The sequence below is a fragment of the Pseudarthrobacter sp. PvP090 genome, from assembly GCF_040547365.1.
In the GTDB taxonomy this organism is placed as follows: Bacteria; Actinomycetota; Actinomycetes; order Actinomycetales; family Micrococcaceae; genus Arthrobacter.
This window is the reverse complement of sequence record NZ_JBEPPO010000007.1, coordinates 48,976-63,558: the sequence shown is the minus strand read 5'-3', so window position 1 is coordinate 63,558 and position 14,583 is coordinate 48,976. Positions and strand designations below refer to the sequence as shown.

Annotated in this window: 13 protein-coding genes and 1 tRNA gene; 4 read left to right on the top strand and 10 right to left on the bottom strand. The window is 68.0% G+C overall.

Going from position 1 to position 14,583, the window contains the following annotated elements; genetic code table 11:
- Window positions 1-45 precede the first annotated feature (45 nt).
- The 5 genes from dop to ABIC21_RS09870 form a co-directional block, all read right to left on the bottom strand.
- Complete coding sequence (gene dop / locus ABIC21_RS09890; RefSeq protein WP_354350390.1) at window positions 46-1,656, bottom strand: depupylase/deamidase Dop; 1,611 nt, start codon at window positions 1,654-1,656, stop codon at window positions 46-48.
- A gap of 59 nt (window positions 1,657-1,715) precedes the next feature.
- On the bottom strand, window positions 1,716-3,491 hold the full coding sequence (gene arc / locus ABIC21_RS09885) for a proteasome ATPase (protein ID WP_354350226.1): 1,776 nt from the start codon (window positions 3,489-3,491) through the stop codon (window positions 1,716-1,718).
- A gap of 82 nt (window positions 3,492-3,573) precedes the next feature.
- Complete coding sequence (locus ABIC21_RS09880; RefSeq protein WP_354350225.1) at window positions 3,574-4,704, bottom strand: tRNA (adenine-N1)-methyltransferase; 1,131 nt, start codon at window positions 4,702-4,704, stop codon at window positions 3,574-3,576.
- A 113-nt stretch (window positions 4,705-4,817) separates the two neighbouring features.
- The gene (locus tag ABIC21_RS09875) at window positions 4,818-6,026 is read right to left on the bottom strand and encodes a site-2 protease family protein (protein WP_354350224.1); all 1,209 of its coding nucleotides are present in this window, start codon (window positions 6,024-6,026) and stop codon (window positions 4,818-4,820) included.
- On the bottom strand, window positions 6,019-6,804 hold the full coding sequence (locus tag ABIC21_RS09870) for an HAD family hydrolase (protein ID WP_354350223.1): 786 nt from the start codon (window positions 6,802-6,804) through the stop codon (window positions 6,019-6,021). The genes ABIC21_RS09875 and ABIC21_RS09870 overlap by 8 nt, the downstream gene beginning before the upstream one ends.
- A 130-nt stretch (window positions 6,805-6,934) precedes the next feature.
- Between ABIC21_RS09870 and ABIC21_RS09865 the strand changes: the two genes are divergently transcribed.
- Window positions 6,935-7,840 (top strand): PAC2 family protein, encoded by a 906-nt coding sequence (locus ABIC21_RS09865; protein ID WP_354350222.1) that lies wholly within the window; start codon window positions 6,935-6,937, stop codon window positions 7,838-7,840.
- On the opposite strand, the gene mshC is transcribed toward ABIC21_RS09865, so the two are convergent.
- Both mshC and ABIC21_RS09855 read right to left on the bottom strand, forming a co-directional pair.
- On the bottom strand, window positions 7,837-9,117 hold the full coding sequence (mshC, locus tag ABIC21_RS09860; protein WP_354350221.1) for a cysteine--1-D-myo-inosityl 2-amino-2-deoxy-alpha-D-glucopyranoside ligase: 1,281 nt from the start codon (window positions 9,115-9,117) through the stop codon (window positions 7,837-7,839). The genes ABIC21_RS09865 and mshC overlap by 4 nt on opposite strands.
- Window positions 9,118-9,132: 15 nt before the next feature.
- A complete protein-coding gene (locus ABIC21_RS09855; RefSeq protein WP_354350220.1) occupies window positions 9,133-9,966 on the bottom strand; it encodes an undecaprenyl-diphosphate phosphatase in 834 nt (277 codons plus the stop codon).
- A 51-nt stretch (window positions 9,967-10,017) separates the two neighbouring features.
- On the opposite strand from ABIC21_RS09855, the gene ABIC21_RS09850 reads away from it, so the two are divergent.
- Complete coding sequence (locus ABIC21_RS09850; protein ID WP_354350219.1) at window positions 10,018-10,953, top strand: aldo/keto reductase; 936 nt, start codon at window positions 10,018-10,020, stop codon at window positions 10,951-10,953.
- A 22-nt stretch (window positions 10,954-10,975) separates the two neighbouring features.
- Here ABIC21_RS09850 and ABIC21_RS09845 read toward each other — a convergent pair whose 3' ends face one another.
- The gene (locus ABIC21_RS09845) at window positions 10,976-11,236 is read right to left on the bottom strand and encodes a hypothetical protein (RefSeq protein WP_354350218.1); all 261 of its coding nucleotides are present in this window, start codon (window positions 11,234-11,236) and stop codon (window positions 10,976-10,978) included.
- 39 nt (window positions 11,237-11,275) lie between these two features.
- Here ABIC21_RS09845 and ABIC21_RS09840 point away from each other — a divergent pair, with 39 nt between their 5' ends.
- A complete protein-coding gene (locus ABIC21_RS09840) occupies window positions 11,276-11,509 on the top strand; it encodes a DUF5703 family protein (RefSeq protein WP_354350217.1) in 234 nt (77 codons plus the stop codon).
- 23 nt (window positions 11,510-11,532) lie between these two features.
- Here the strand turns inward: ABIC21_RS09840 and ABIC21_RS09835 are convergent, their stop codons facing one another.
- On the bottom strand, window positions 11,533-12,720 hold the full coding sequence (locus ABIC21_RS09835) for an acyl-CoA dehydrogenase family protein (protein WP_354350216.1): 1,188 nt from the start codon (window positions 12,718-12,720) through the stop codon (window positions 11,533-11,535).
- A gap of 19 nt (window positions 12,721-12,739) precedes the next feature.
- Window positions 12,740-14,044, bottom strand: coding sequence for a M20/M25/M40 family metallo-hydrolase (locus tag ABIC21_RS09830; protein ID WP_354350215.1), 1,305 nt, complete (start codon window positions 14,042-14,044; stop codon window positions 12,740-12,742).
- Window positions 14,045-14,206: 162 nt separating this feature from the next.
- Here ABIC21_RS09830 and ABIC21_RS09825 point away from each other — a divergent pair.
- Window positions 14,207-14,289 (top strand) — tRNA-Leu (locus tag ABIC21_RS09825).
- The last annotated feature ends 294 nt before the right edge of the window (window positions 14,290-14,583 follow it).

Here is a 14,583-nt window from a genome sequence, read left to right as displayed (position 1 = left end):
TAAGCCATATTGCCACGCCCGGAGCCCTTGCGGGACTCTTTGGTCCTAGGAACCGGGAGGGAGTCCCAGCAGTTCGGACAGGAACGCTCCGGCCTCCCGGTGCCGGGCGAACAGGCCGCCGGTGAGGGCCTCGGTTCCGCGCAGCGGTTCCCGGGTGGGGACCCGCTGCAGCCTGCCGCGGCCGGGGACATCGAAGATCACGGAGTCCCAGCTGGCGCCGACAACGTCGGCCCCGAAGCGGCTGATGCAGCGTCCCCGGAAGTAGGCCCTGGTGTCCGACGGCGGCTCCGTGACCGCCCGCTGGATAACGGCGTCGTCGACGATCCGCTGCATCCGGTCCCGTGCCAGCAGGCGGTAGTAGAGCCCCTTTTCGGGCCGGATGTCCGCCCACTGCAGGTCCACGAGGCCCAGCCGCGCGTGGCCCCACTCCAGTCCGTCGCGGTCCCGGTAGCCCTCCAGCAGGGAGAGTTTCGCCAGCCATTCCACGGAGGATGCGGCCGCGGCCCGGTCGTTGCCCAGTTCGGTGAGTGTCGCCGACCAGCGCTCCAGCACTTCGTGGGTGTGGCCGTCCCCTTCCACGGCATCGGCGACGCCGGTGTCCTGGGCATGCTTCGCGGCCGCTTCGAAGTAGATCCACTGCAGGTCCAGGGCGGTGATCCGGCGCCCGTCGAGCAGCCGCAGGGTGGCGGTGAGCGAGGTGTCATGGCTAACGGCCTGCAGTGCGGCGACCGGCTCATGGACCTCAAGCTTCGGGGCCAGGCCGGCCTCGATCAGGCTCAGCACCAGCGCCGTGGTGCCGAATTTCAGGTAGTTCGCGGTCTGGCTGAGGTTGGCGTCCCCGATGATGACGTGCAGCCGCCGGTACTTGTCCGCGGTCGCGTGGGGTTCGTCGCGGGTGTTGATGATGGGGCGGCGGATCGTGGTTTCGAGGCCGACTTCGGTCTCGAAAAAGTCCGCCCGCTGGCTGATCTGGTAGCCGGGGCGGGAACCGTCCTGCTTCATCCCGACCCTGCCGGCGCCGCAGAATATCTGGCGGGTCACGAAGAACGGGGTCAGGCCGCGGACGATGTCGCCGAACGGCACCGCGCGGGGCATGAGGTAGTTCTCGTGCGACCCGTAGGAGACTGACTTGTTGTCGGTGTTGTTCTTGTACAGATTGACCGGGGGGAGGTCTCGATCCGCGGCCAGGCGCCGCACGGCGGCGAGGGCCACGAGGTCTCCGGCGGCATCCCAGGCGACGGCGTCGCGCGGGCTCGTCACCTCCGGGCTGGAGTACTCGGGGTGGGCGTGGTCGACGTAGAGCCGGGCACCGTTGCCGAGCACCATGTTCATCAGCAGCGTGCCGGACTCGTCCTCGCCGTCGGCTTCCAGCTCCTGCCGGCCGTAGGCCAGGGCAACGGCCTCGGCGTCGAGCACGGGAGGCTGGTCGGTCAGCTGGTCCGGTTCGGCCTGGCCGCGTTCCAGCGTCCAGCCGCGGGCGTCATGCAGCGGTTCCTCGTCGGTGTAGTCCCAGCGGGTCTCGGCCCCGCCGGCGGCGCGCTGCCGGGTCACCTGGGCATAGGCCTGGATCACGCGGGCGGACATCATCGTGGCGTTGGCGCCCGGCGCGGACGGGGCGTGGATGCCGTATTCGGTCTCCGAGCCCATCACCCGCATGGCGCCGCCGACCGGCAGCCCGCCGGACACTCCGGCCGGTCTGCCGGGCACAGCCGACGTCACAGGTACTGGCCCGTGGTCGGCATGGTCTCGATGGACTTGCCGGGTTCCTGCCCGGCCTTGCCCTGGACGATGGTGCGGATGTAAGTGATGCGCTCGCCCTTCTTGCCGGAGATCCGGGCCCAGTCGTCCGGGTTGGTGGTGTTGGGCATGTCCTCGTGCTCGCGGAATTCGTCGATGACGGCGCGCAGCAGGTGGTCGATCCGGATGCCCTTCTGGCCCACGGTGAGCAGGTCCTTGATGGCGTACTTCTTGGCCCGGTCCACGACGTTCTGCACCACGGCGCCGGAGTTGAAGTCCTTGAAGTAGAGCATTTCGGTGTCGCCGTTGGCGTAGGTGACCTCGAGGTATTCGTTGGACTTGTCGGTGGAGTACATCGCCTCGACGGTGCGCTGGACCATCGCATCCACGGTGGCCTGTACATCGCCGTGGTGTTCGGCGAGGTCGGACTCGTGGAACGGAAGGTCGGCGGTGATGTACTTGTTGAAAATGTCCGCCGCGGCTTCCGCGTCGGGGCGGTGGATCTTGACCTTGACGTCCAGGCGGCCCGGCCGCAGGATTGCCGGGTCGATCATGTCCTCACGGTTGGAGGCGCCGATTACGATCACGTTGTCGAGCCGCTCCACGCCGTCGATCTCGCTGAGCAGCTGCGGGACGATGGTCGTTTCGACGTCGGAGGAGATGCCGGTGCCGCGGGTGCGGAACAGCGAGTCCATTTCGTCGAAGAACACCACCACCGGGCTGCCCTCGGAGGCCTTCTCCCGGGCGCGGGCGAAGATCAGCCGGATGTGCCGTTCCGTCTCGCCGACGTACTTGTCCAGCAGCTCCGGTCCCTTGATGTTCAGGAAGTAGCTCTTCATGTCCGTCTTGCCGGTGCGTTCGGCGGCGCGGGCGGCGAGGGAGTTGGCGACGGCCTTGGCGATGAGTGTCTTGCCGCAGCCCGGCGGGCCGTAGAGCAGGATGCCCTTGGGGGCCTTGAGTCCGTGCTCGCGGTACAGGTCCGGATGCAGGAATGGCAGTTCCACGGCGTCGCGGATCTGTTCGATCTGCGGTCCGAGTCCGCCGATGTCCTGGTAGGTGATGTCCGGGACTTCCTCGAGGACGAGGTTCTCCACCTCGGAGCGCGGGATCTTTTCGAGGGCATAGCCCGTGCGGGAATCGATCGAGAGGGCATCGCCAACCCGAAGCTTCTGCGCGAGCAGGGCGCCGGAGAGCCGGATGACGCGTTCCTCGTCGGCCCGGCCGACCACCAGGGCACGGTCCGTGCCCAGCATCTCCTTCAGCGTGACAAGGTCCCCGGCCCTTTCGTAGCCGAGCCCGGCGACCACCATCAGCGCCTCGTTGAGGAGGACCTCCTGGCCGACGGCCAGCTGGTTCATGTTGACCAGCGGGCTGATCCCGACCCGCATCTTCCGGCCGGCGTTGAAAATGTCCACCGATTCCTCAGTGGCGGCCTGCCCGCCGTTGCCGGCGGAGGGATGGCGTTTGGGGTTCAGCTGCAGGACGGTGCCGAAGCTGTACGGTGGCTGGCCCTCCTGGTCGAGGGCGTTCTTGAGCCTGAGGATTTCCGCTTTCGCGGTTTCCAGCATGCCCACGAGCTTGGAGTTGTTCTGCGTGGCGGCGGCGAGCTGGCGGTCAATATGCCGGAGTTTGTCCCGGAGGATATTGACCTGCCGCTCGGCCACCGACAGTTCGCTGGCGGCATGCGCCTGCCCCGCGGACGCTGCCGCGTCCTCTGCCGGCGTCTGGCCCGGATCGGTGTTCGGAGTCTCCATCGTGCATCAGCCCCTTCCTACGCTTCTATTAAGACATTAGCCCCAAGAAGCCGGACCCCGCTGAAGACTTCCGAAATACGGACTACTTCGTAATATCCGGATCGTCCTTGACGTTCGTTCCGGCGATCGCGTCGCGGGCGGCCCGGCGCAGCTTCTTGTCCGAGACGGCGCGCTCCCCCACGGCACCGGGCGTCCAGGCGTTGACGTCCTCCTCGTTGAAGTCGGTCTTGGACGGGCGGCGCTTCACGGAGATGCCCGTGACGCCGTCGGCCAGCCGCCGCGTCACGAGCAGGAAGCCGGTGTGCGCCACCATCCGGTGATCCGGACGGACCGCGAGGCCCTCAAGGTGCCAGCCGCGGACCATGGATTCCCAGGCGTCGGGTTCGGTGAAGCGGCCGTCGGCGCGGATGGCCTCGGCGGTCCGGGACAGCTGTGTCACGGTGGCGACGTAGTTGATCCACACGCCCCCGGGTGCCAGGACGGTGGCCACCGCGTCCAGGCATTCCCAGGGCGCCAGCATGTCCAGGACCACGCGGTCCACGGAGCCGGGCTCCTCGGTGCGGACCACTTCCTCCTGGAAATCCCCGATGGAGATCTGCCAGGCCGGATGCGGGCCGCCGAAGATCGTCTCGACGTTGCCGCGGGCGATGTCTGCGAATTCCTCCCGGCGCTCAAAGGAGTGCAGATAGCCGTTGTCGCCGACCGCGCGCAGCAGTGAGATGGACAGGGCGCCGGAGCCGACGCCAGCCTCCACGACGCGTGCGCCGGGGAAGATGTCCGCCATGGTGACAATCTGGCCGGCGTCCTTGGGGTAGACCACGGCTGCGCCGCGGGGCATCGAGAGGACGAAGTCCGAGAGGAGGGGGCGCAGCGTCTGGTATTGCTGGCCGACGTTGTTGACCACCACGGAGCCGTCCGGCTTGCCGATGATCTCGTCGTGGTTCAGGAAGCCGCGGTGCGTGTGGAAGGCCCCGCCGGCTTCGAGGCTGATCGTGTTCATCCGGCCGCGCTCGTCGGTGAGCTGCACACGCTCGCCCTCCCGGAACGGTCCGCGGCGGCGGGCTGCGCCGACGGGCGCGGTGGCGGCGCGTGCCGGGGTGGCGGCCGGGGCGTCTGCGCTTGTGGCCGGACTAGTGTCAACACCTTCGGCGGATACGCCGTCGGTGGTTACGGCGTCGTCGGGGCTGGTGCTGGCGGCGGTGTCGCTGCTCATGAAAGGGTTCCTCGCTCCTGTAAAGCTGTGTGGCCGCGGAAATCGCCGGCGGTCCGGCTGCTCGCGCCCAGGGCCGTGCGCCCAGGCCGGAAATACACGACCGGCAGGTAACTCTACCGGCTTTGGCCGTACATCCGCTTGCCGGACCCGGCATTCTTGCCCGTCAGGGCGCCCAGGACGGCGGATTGGCGCAGCAGGCCGGTCACGGTTCCGTCGCGGTCGACGACGGCATACTCCAGGCCGTCGAGCTGGGCCAGGTACTGGATCAGTTCCTGTCCTTTGGACCACTCAGGCACGTAAGCCCCCTCCCCCAGGGCGTAGGACACGGCCGTGAGGGGCGTGGCGGCGGCGGCAGCCGCGGAGACCGTGGCGACGGCCCCGGCGTCCACGACGGCGGCCGGCCGCCCGTCCGGGCGGTAGAGCACGACGGCGGGACTTGCCCCGGTGGCGGGATCCGGGGCCAGTGCCAGCACTTCGGCCACGGAAGCCCCTTCCGGGAGGCCCACTGCCGGTTCGGCCAGCGCGCCGGCTTCCACGTGCGGCAGGCGGCTCCGAAGCCGGGCCTGCTCGATGGAGGCGGTGGCGCCCAACCAGAGGAAGCTGCCGACGAGGACCGTGATGAGCATGAGGGAGATGTCCGGCCGGTCGCCGCTGAGCAGGGGCAGGGCCACGAACCAGGCCACGAGGGCGATCACGATGATCCGCCCGCCCCAGCCGGCCGCCACGGTGCCCTTTTCCTGGCTGCCAGTCAGTTTCCAGACGGCGGATTCAACGAGCCGGCCGCCGTCCAGCGGAAGTCCCGGCAGGACGTTGAAGATGCCGATCAGCAGGTTGGCCCAGACAAAGATGTTGGCCAGGATCCCCGCGACGCCGGTGAGGTCCCCGACGGTCAGCAGGAGCCAGCCGCCGGCGGCGAGGACGAAGTTGGCCAGCGGTCCCGCCATCGCGACCAGGACGGAGCGTCCGGGTGACGCCGTGAAGCTCTCAAACTGCGTGTGGCCGCCCCAGAGGTTGAGGACGATCTTTTCGCTGGGCCACCGGTAGATCTTCGCGGTCAGGGCGTGCGCGAGCTCATGCACGAGGACGGAAATCAGCAGCAGGACAGCGTAGGCGAAGGCCACGAAGTAGGCGCCGATGCCGAGGTAGGGGTTGTTCGCCTGCAGCACCGGGCCGTAGACGATCACCGTGAACGCGGCAATGATGAACCACGAATAGGCGAGGATCACCGGGATGCCGGCGATGCGCCCCAGCGGGATGCCCTCCTTGCGGCCCTGCTTCTGCGGATCCTGCCCGCCGCGGCCGCGGGTGTCGGTGTCAGTCATGGACCGGCACCTTCGCGCCGCCGCGTTCCGGCCGGCCGGTTGGTACGGCGTCGGTGCCGCCGGCCAGGCCGAAGGTGGCGTCCGGGAATTCGTGGCGCAGGGCGACGAGGTCCTCGAGGTCGGCCACGGTGCGCCCCGCCAGGGTGTCCCACATGGCGTGCCGCGGATCGTGCGGCAGCGGCACGATATGTGGGATGGCGACCGTCAGCACGCCGGAGGCGACGGCGGCCGCGACGCCCGGCCCGGAGTCCTCCAGCGCGATGCAGTGATGCAGGCCAAGATCCGGGTCCTGTTCCTGCAGCAGCCCGACAGCCGTGAGGTAGGCCTCGGGGTGTGGCTTGCCCCGCGTGACGGTGTCGCCGGTGACGAGGACATCGAAGTAGGGCCTGGGCAGGCTGGCCACGATCTCCCGGGCCAGCGGGGCCTCGGACATGGTCACCAGGGCGCAGCGGATCCCCGCGGTGTGGAGCTCCTCCAGCAGCTCACGGGCACCCGGCCGCCACGGCACGGAGGTGCGGACCTGGCGGATGACGTGGGCCGTCAGGATGTCGATGATCTCCCGACGCTCCAGTGCCACCCCGGCGTCCTGCAGGATGCCGGCGGAGAAGATTAGGGACTGGCCCACCAGCTGCATGGCCTTCTCATGGGACCACTGCCCGCCGTGCGCGGCAACCAGGGCGTGTTCGGCCTCGATCCAGTACGGCTCGGTGTCGACGATGGTGCCATCCATGTCCCAGAGCGCGGCTTTGAGCAGTGGCTGGGGAGCTGAGGATCGCATGCTTTCCAGTCTACGGGGCGGCCCTGTGAGGGGCCTGATACTACGCCTACGGCGAATATCGCCCGCGGGTCGCCGATTTCCGGCGCTTCATTCCCTGCGGTGGCCGGGTCCTTGGACGTAGGGTGAAGGGATGAATAGCTTCGAGGTAGACCCCGCGGAAACGGGCGACGTGCCCGAGCCGGAACGGCTGCTGCAGCCCGTACCCGAGGGCCGGCGCATCACGGTGATGCTCGCCGCCTTCGAAGGCTGGAATGACGCCGGGGAGGCTGCGAGCGATGCCTTGCGCTACCTCAACAAGCTTTGGGGCGGCAAGAAGGTCGGCTCGGTCGACGCCGATGAGTACTACGATTTCCAGTTCACCCGTCCCACGATCCGCCGCACGTCCTCCGGGGAGCGGAAGATCAAGTGGCCCTCGACCCGTCTTTTCAAAGCCAGCGTTCCCGACTCCAACGTGGACGTCATCTTCGTCCAGGGCACTGAGCCGTCGTATAAGTGGCGGGCCTACACGGCCGAACTGCTGGTCCATGCGGAGGCGCTCCACGTGGATTACGTCATCCTTGTCGGCGCGCTCCTCGCCGACGTGCCGCACAGCCGGCCGATCCCGGTCAGCACCTCCACCGACGACCCTGCGCTGCGGGAGCGGATGGACCTTGAGGCGTCGCAGTATGAGGGTCCGGTAGGGATCGTCGGGGTACTCGCCGAGGTGTCGCTGCTGGCCGGGCTGCCCACCGTCTCGCTTTGGGCCGCCGTGCCGCACTATGTCGCCCAGGCGCCCTCCCCCAAGGCACAGCTGGCGCTGCTGCACCGGATCGAGGAGCTCCTGCAGGTTCCGCTCGACACCCAGGAGCTCGTCGAGGAGTCCGACGCCTGGGAACGCGGCGTTGACGAGCTGGCCACCGAGGACCCCGAAATCGCGGCGTATGTGCGCCAGCTGGAGGAAGCAAAAGACACTGCCGACCTCCCGGAGGCCAGCGGCGAATCGATCGCCCGGGAATTCGAGCGCTACCTCAAACGCCGCGGCAAGGACAAGCCCTAGGCTTCGACGCCCAGCAGGGCGTTGATGGCGTCGGCCACCAGTGCGGCGTCGGGGGCGGATCCGGCCCCGGGGTCCTTGAGGGCCGCTGCGGCCCACTCATCCACGGCGGCGACAGCCCCGGGGGCGTTCAGATCGTTCGAGAGTTCAGCCCGCAGCCGGGGCACCAGCCCGGCGGCTGAGCCTGCGGGCGCGACGTCGAGGGCAGCCCGCCAGGTGCGGAGCCTTTCCTTGGCCTGGGCGAACCCGGCCTCGGTCCAGGACCAGTCGCTGCGGTAGTGGTGGGCCAGGATGGCCAGCCGGATCGCGGCCGGGTCCTCGCCGGCGGCGCGGAGTTTGGAGACCAGGACCAGGTTTCCCTTGGACTTGCTCATTTTCTCGCCGTCGAGCCCCACCATGCCGGCGTGGGCGAAGTGGTGGGCCAGCGGTACGCCGGACAGGGAGTAGGCATGCCCGGCGCCCATTTCGTGGTGCGGGAAGATCAGGTCCGAGCCGCCGCCCTGCACGGTGAACGGGGCGGGCAGGTACTTCTGCGCGATGACGGTGCATTCGATGTGCCAGCCGGGCCGGCCCTCCCCCAGCCCGGCGCCGGGCCAGCTCGGCTCGCCCTCGCGGGCTACCCGCCAGAGCAGCGGGTCCAGCGCCTGGCGTTTGCCGGCCCGGCCGGGATCGCCGCCGCGTTCGGCAAAAAGCTCGAGCATCTCGGCGTCGGACAGTCCGGAGACGGCGCCGAGGGTCCAGGCGTCGGTGGCCTCCGCGGAGTGCTTCCCCGCCGCTTCGACGTCGTAATAGACGTCCCCGTCAGGCTCGCCGGCGCTGCCGGCCACCCGGTAGGCCAGACCCCGCTCCATCAGGCGCTCGATCGCGGGAACGATCAGCGGAATGGCCTCCACGGCACCCACATAGTGGTCCGGGGCCAGCACGTTGAGGGCTTCCATGTCGGTCTGGAAGAGCTCGATCTGGCTGGCCGCGAGATCGCGCCAGTCCACGCCGGTGGCGGTCGCGCGCTCCAGCAGCGGGTCGTCGACGTCGGTGACGTTCTGGACGTAGGAAACCTGCTGGCCGCCGTCACGCCAGGCGCGGTTGAGCAGGTCGAACGCGACGTAGCTGGCCGCGTGGCCCATGTGCGTGGCGTCATACGGGGTGATCCCGCAGACATACATCGACTGTTCGCCTGCTGCCCCGAGCGGAACGACGCCGCCCTTGGCGGTGTCGAAGAGGCGGAGGGCTGGCATGCGGCCCGGGAGCTGGGGAACGGGGCGGGAGATCCAAGACTTCACAGCCCAAGCCTAGTGCTAGGCGCTGATGACGTTGAAACCGAGCAGCAGGTACAGGGCCAGGCCCAGGAGGATCCGGTACCAGACGAAGAGCCGGTAGCCGTGGGTCGAGACGTACTTCAGGAACCAGCCGATGATGATGTAGCCCACCACAAAGGCGACGGCGGTGGCCAGCGCGGTTTCCGGGAGGCTGTAGGGGCCGGTGAGGCCTTCCTTGGAGACGACCTTGTAGAGCTGGTACAGGCCGCTGCCGAACACGGCCGGGATGGCCAGCAGGAAAGAATAGCGGGCCGCCGCTTCGCGGGTGTAGCCCATCAGCAGTCCGGCGGTGATCGTGCCGCCGGAGCGGGAGACCCCGGGGATCAGGGCCATGGCCTGGGCCAGGCCGTAGAGGATGCCGTGCTTATAGGTCAGCTGCGTCAGCTCGCGTTCCTGGCGTCCAACGGCGTCGGCGACGGCGAGGATCATGCCAAAGACAATCAGCATGGTGGCCACAAGCCAGAGGCTGCGGAGCACAGACTCGATCTGGTCCTGGAACAGCAGGCCAAGGACGATGATCGGCAGGCTGCCCAGGATCACCAGCCAGCCCATCCGGGCGTCAGGGTTCTGGCGCGAGACTTTCCCGGTCAGCGACCCGGCCCACGCCGTGATGATCCGCACAATGTCGCGCCAGAAGTAGACGATGACCGCGGTTTCCGTGCCCAGCTGGGTGATTGCCGTGAAGGCGGCCCCGGGATCGGCGGCGTTGGGGAGGAAGGAGCCAACGATCCGCAGATGGGCGCTTGAGGAAATCGGGAGGAATTCAGTCAGTCCCTGCACAAGGCCCAAAAAGGCCGCTTCAAACCAGTTCACGTAGATAGACCCTACGTCATGAGGGCGTGCGAACCCCCTAAGCTTGCAGACATGCAGCAGCGTTATGTCGGCAACAGTGGGTTGCGTGTGTCCGCCCTTTCCCTCGGCACCATGTCCTGGGCCCGGGAAACCGATGAGCAGGATGCCTCGGCCCTGCTCCGCACGTTTGTGGACGGCGGCGGAACCCTGATCGACACGGCCGCGTCCTACAGCGACGGCCAGGCCGAGGCGATGCTGGGCGGAATGCTGGGCGACGTTGTTGCCCGCTCCGAAGTGGTGATCTCCACGAAAGCCGGCCTGTCGACGTCGGACGGCCGCCGCAGCGTCGACACGTCCCGGAACGGGATGCTGTCCGGCCTGGACGCGAGCCTCGCCCGGCTGGGCACGGACTACGTGGACCTCTGGTTCGCCCAGGCCTGGGACCCCAACGTTCCGCTGGAGGAGACCCTGTCCGCGCTCGAGTTCGCTGTCCGCTCGGGCCGTGCCCGCTATGCGGGGGTCTCCAACTTCAACGGCTGGCAGACGGCCAAGGCCGCAGCCGTCGCGGGGTTCCCGCTGGTCGCGAACCAGTCGGAGTACTCCCTGCTGCACCGCTCCCCCGAAGCTGAACTCATTCCTGCCATCGAGGACGCCGGCCTGGGCCTGATGGCCTGGGGCCCGGTGGGGCGCGGGGTGCTGAGCGGCAAGTACCGCGGGCACATACCCGGGGATTCACGGGCAGCCCATGCGCGGCTCGCCGGCTATGTGGAGCCTTACCTTGAAGGGGCCTCGTCCAGCGTGGTGGAGGCCGTTGCGATGGCGGCGAAGGGCCTGGGCCGGACAGCCCTCGACGTCTCACTGAGCTGGCTGCTCTCGCAGCACGGTGTGGCGACGGCGATTGTGGGACCCCGCACGCCGGTGCAGCTCAAGGAGATCCTGGATTCAACGCTGGCACCGCTTCCGCCGCAGATCGCCCAGGCCCTGGAGGACGTGTCGAGTCCCGCCTGAGCGGCGTCCCGGCCTGACTCTCTCACTGGAGGATTTCGAGGTCTTCCTCGTCGTCGACGTCTTCTTCCTCGTCGTCGCCGTCGTCATCAAGGACCCCAAGTCCCGTCACTTCGCCGTACGCTTCATAGAGGGAGTCGTCGTAGACTTCAAAGGCATCAGCAACGGCAAAAAACGCTGCTTCGACCGCGGGGTCCCCGGGCGCCCGGCGTGCTGACGCAGCGGCGAGGTGTTCTTCCAGGGCAGCCGTGAGGGCTTCAAGCGCGACACGCGGATCGATGCTCATGACTTCACGTTAGCCGGAAATGGAAGAAAATGGAGAGCAATGAAGGAACATTTTCTCAGCAGTTCAGTCCAGCGGGAACGGGACTATGTGAGGCAGTACGAGTACCTCGTACTGACGGTAAGTCCTGAAGATTCCCTGCCGGAAGCGCGCCGCCGCCTGGTGGAACACTCCGAGTACGGCAAGTGGGAACTGGAGCGCAGCGTGCTGTATTTGGGTGGCGGCCGCCGCTTCTGGCTCCGCCGCCGGGTCACCCAGGTCCAGCGGACCGTTTAAGGTCCTGCAGTCCAGCGGACCGTTTAGGGCGACTCGAGCGGCCCGAGCCACGCGTTGGCCACCGTGTTGTGCGCCGATTCGTCGTCGGAGGGGTGGAACATTCCCGCCAGCACGTCCCGGTACAGCCGTTCCAGCTCGGAGCCACGGAAGTAGCTGGATCCCCCGGACACCCTGATGGCCAGGTCCACAACCGTGCGGGCCGTCTCCGTCGCACTGACTTTCAGCCCGACCAGTTTCGGGAACCACTGGCTGCCGTGGTCGGCCAGAGCGTCGACGTCCGCGGCGACGCTCGAGAGCTGGGGGTACAGCGCGTCCATCGCCATGGCCGCGTCCGCCACTTTCCAGCGGATGTCGGGATCCTGGGCGTAACTGCGCCCGCCGTTCTTGAAGGATGTCCGCCGCTTGACGGCCTCCACGCCCAGCGCGAGGGCCCGTTCGCCGATGCCCGTGTAGACCGCGGCCAGCAGCGTCTCGAAGCAGGCGAAGATGGCGAAGATCAGCGGGTCCGCGTTCGGGCCGGCCGGCAGCTTGCGGAAGATCCGCTCCGCCGGCACCACCGCGCCATCCAGGACCGTCGTGTTCGACTGGCTGGCCCGCATGCCCAGTGTGTCCCAGTCGGGCAGGATCTGGTACCCGGGGGTCTCCCGGGTGAGGAAGCCGTGGACCAGCTGCCCGGCGCCGTCCGCGGCCGAGGCGTCCTTGCCGAAGATCCCCAGCCGGGTCCACGCCGGCGAGAGGCTCGTGAAGATCTTGCGGCCGGTGAAGGCGTACCCGCCGCCGGCCTGCGGGACGGCCGTGGTGAGGGAGTCGAAGAGCACCGAGTCGTTGCCCGCCTCCGAGTTGCCGAAGGCGAAGATCTCACCCTGCCCGGCTTCCCGGAGGACAAAGTGGAGGGACGAGTCGCCCCGGGCGGCCAGGACGTGCGCGACGCCGGTCCAGACGAGGTGCATGTTGATCGCCAGCGCGGTGGCCGGCGCCGCCGTCGCCAGCCGCCGCTGCAGCTGCGCCGCAGCCAGGAGCCCGAGTCCCAGCCCGCCGTCGGACGCCGGAACGAAGATCTTCAGGTAGCCGGCCTCCGCCAGTTCCGCGAGGTCCTCGTGGAAAAAGGCATTGTCCCGGTCGTAGCCGGCGGCGCGCCCGCGTATCCGTTCCAGCAAGGCATCGGGCAGGACGTCGGACAGGACATCGGGCAGGGGATCCTCAGGGCTCATGGGCGGGGTCTTCCAGGCGTCAGTAATTGGTGAGCAGGGTATCCAGCACCCGGGCGCCGAATTTCAGGGACTCGGTGGGGACGCGTTCGTCCACGCCGTGGAACATCCCGGTGAAGTCCAGTTCGTCCGGGAGCTGCAGCGGCGCGAAGCCGTACCCGGTGATGCCCAGTCGGCTCAGGGACTTGTTGTCCGTGCCGCCGGACAGTGTGTAGGGCAGGACCTTGGCTCCAGGGTCCTCGGCGTGCAGCGCGTCGATCATGGAGTCCACGAGGTTCCCGGCGAACGGAACCTCCAGGGAGACGTCGTTATGGACGTAACTTACGTCCACGCCCTTGCCGGCGAGTTCGCGGACGATTTCGAGGACGTGCTCCTCCTGGCCGGGCAGGGTCCGGCAGTCGATGAGGGCCTCCGCCGATTCCGGGATCACATTGTGCTTGTAGCCGCCCTTGAGCAGCGTGGGGTTGGTGGTGTTCTGCAGGGTGGCGCCGACGAAGCGGGCCACGGTGCCGAGCTCCTTGAGAATTTTCTCCGGGTCGTCGGGATCGAACTCCACGCCCGTGAGTTCCGTCACGCCGTCAAGGAACTGCCGCGTGGTGGGCGTAAGTTCCACCGGCCAGCGGTATTCCCCGATCCGGGACACTGCACTGGCCAGCCGCGTGACGGCGTTGTCGGTGTTGATCTGGGAGCCGTGGCCGGCGCGGCCGTGGGCGACGAGGCGCAGCCACGACAGGCCCTTTTCGGCGGTTTGGAGAAGGTAGGTGCGCTGGCCGCCAATGGTGGCCGAGAAGCCGCCGACTTCGGAAATGGCCTCGGTGGCGCCGTCAAAGAGTTCGGGCCGCTTCTCGATCGCGTAGCGGGCGCCGTAGGTGCCGCCGGCTTCCTCATCGGCGAAGAATGCGAAGATCAGGTCCCGCTTGGGCTTGCGTCCGGTGCGGGCGAAATTCCGCAGGACGGAGAGGATCATGGCGTCCATGTCTTTCATGTCCACAGCGCCACGGCCCCAGATCATGCCGTCCTTGAGTTCCGCGCCGAAGGGATCCACCGACCACTGCTCACGGAGTGCGGGAACTACGTCCAGGTGCCCGTGGACCACCAGGGCGCTGGCGGAGGGGTCCTCCCCGGCCAGCCTCGTCACCACGCTGGCGCGGCCCGGGGCGGCCTCGAAGATTTCGGCGTCCAGCCCCACTTCGGTCATCAGTCCCGCGGTGTATTCGGCGGCCGCCCGCTCCCCCGGTCCGGAGCCGTCGCCGTAGTTGGAGGTGTCGATCCGGATCAGTTCCTGGCAGATTCTGACGACCTCGTCCTCGGGCCTGATATCAGTCATGGTTCACTCCTCGTGGCGGGGCTCTGTTGCTGGCTTCAGCCTACCCACATGCCCGTTCAGGCCCCGATTATTTGTTTCGGGAAAGTTCATGCTAGAGTCTTTCTCGCTGCTTCGGAGAAAACCGAAACGCTGAAAGGCGAAAAGGTACACCGAATACCACCTGCGCGGGTGGCGGAATGGCAGACGCGCTAGCTTGAGGTGCTAGTCCTCGAAAGGGGGTGGGGGTTCAAGTCCCCCTCCGCGCACAACAGGAAAAGGCCCTGGAATCCAACGGATTTCGGGGCCTTTTTGTGTCCCTTCAAAGAGCCGGCCCGGAACCGCCGACCCCGCACTTGCCGTTCGCCCCGGCCCAAGCTGGTAACACCACCCCGGACTGGGTCACGGCACCTGCCGTGGGGAAGCCTCACCGCGTCTCCTGGAAGGCCCTCCGTGCTGCCGGCCCTGGGGCGTGGACACGGGGTGCGGGCGATCCTATCCTTGTGCCCTGAGGGGGAATCTCACCGAGCCGCGTCGGAACCGGCAGCACCTGTGGTCTCACT

Coding starts and splice junctions, on each gene's coding strand:
- dop (WP_354350390.1), bottom strand. CDS start 1,656: ATGCGGGTGATGGGCTCGGAGACCGAATACGGCATCCACGCCCCGTCC.
- arc (WP_354350226.1), bottom strand. CDS start 3,491: ATGGAGACTCCGAACACCGATCCGGGCCAGACGCCGGCAGAGGACGCG.
- ABIC21_RS09880 (WP_354350225.1), bottom strand. CDS start 4,704: ATGAGCAGCGACACCGCCGCCAGCACCAGCCCCGACGACGCCGTAACC.
- ABIC21_RS09875 (WP_354350224.1), bottom strand. CDS start 6,026: ATGACTGACACCGACACCCGCGGCCGCGGCGGGCAGGATCCGCAGAAG.
- ABIC21_RS09870 (WP_354350223.1), bottom strand. CDS start 6,804: ATGCGATCCTCAGCTCCCCAGCCACTGCTCAAAGCCGCGCTCTGGGAC.
- ABIC21_RS09865 (WP_354350222.1), top strand. CDS start 6,935: ATGAATAGCTTCGAGGTAGACCCCGCGGAAACGGGCGACGTGCCCGAG.
- ABIC21_RS09850 (WP_354350219.1), top strand. CDS start 10,018: ATGCAGCAGCGTTATGTCGGCAACAGTGGGTTGCGTGTGTCCGCCCTT.
- ABIC21_RS09845 (WP_354350218.1), bottom strand. CDS start 11,236: ATGAGCATCGATCCGCGTGTCGCGCTTGAAGCCCTCACGGCTGCCCTG.
- ABIC21_RS09840 (WP_354350217.1), top strand. CDS start 11,276: ATGAAGGAACATTTTCTCAGCAGTTCAGTCCAGCGGGAACGGGACTAT.
- ABIC21_RS09835 (WP_354350216.1), bottom strand. CDS start 12,720: ATGAGCCCTGAGGATCCCCTGCCCGATGTCCTGTCCGACGTCCTGCCC.
- ABIC21_RS09830 (WP_354350215.1), bottom strand. CDS start 14,044: ATGACTGATATCAGGCCCGAGGACGAGGTCGTCAGAATCTGCCAGGAA.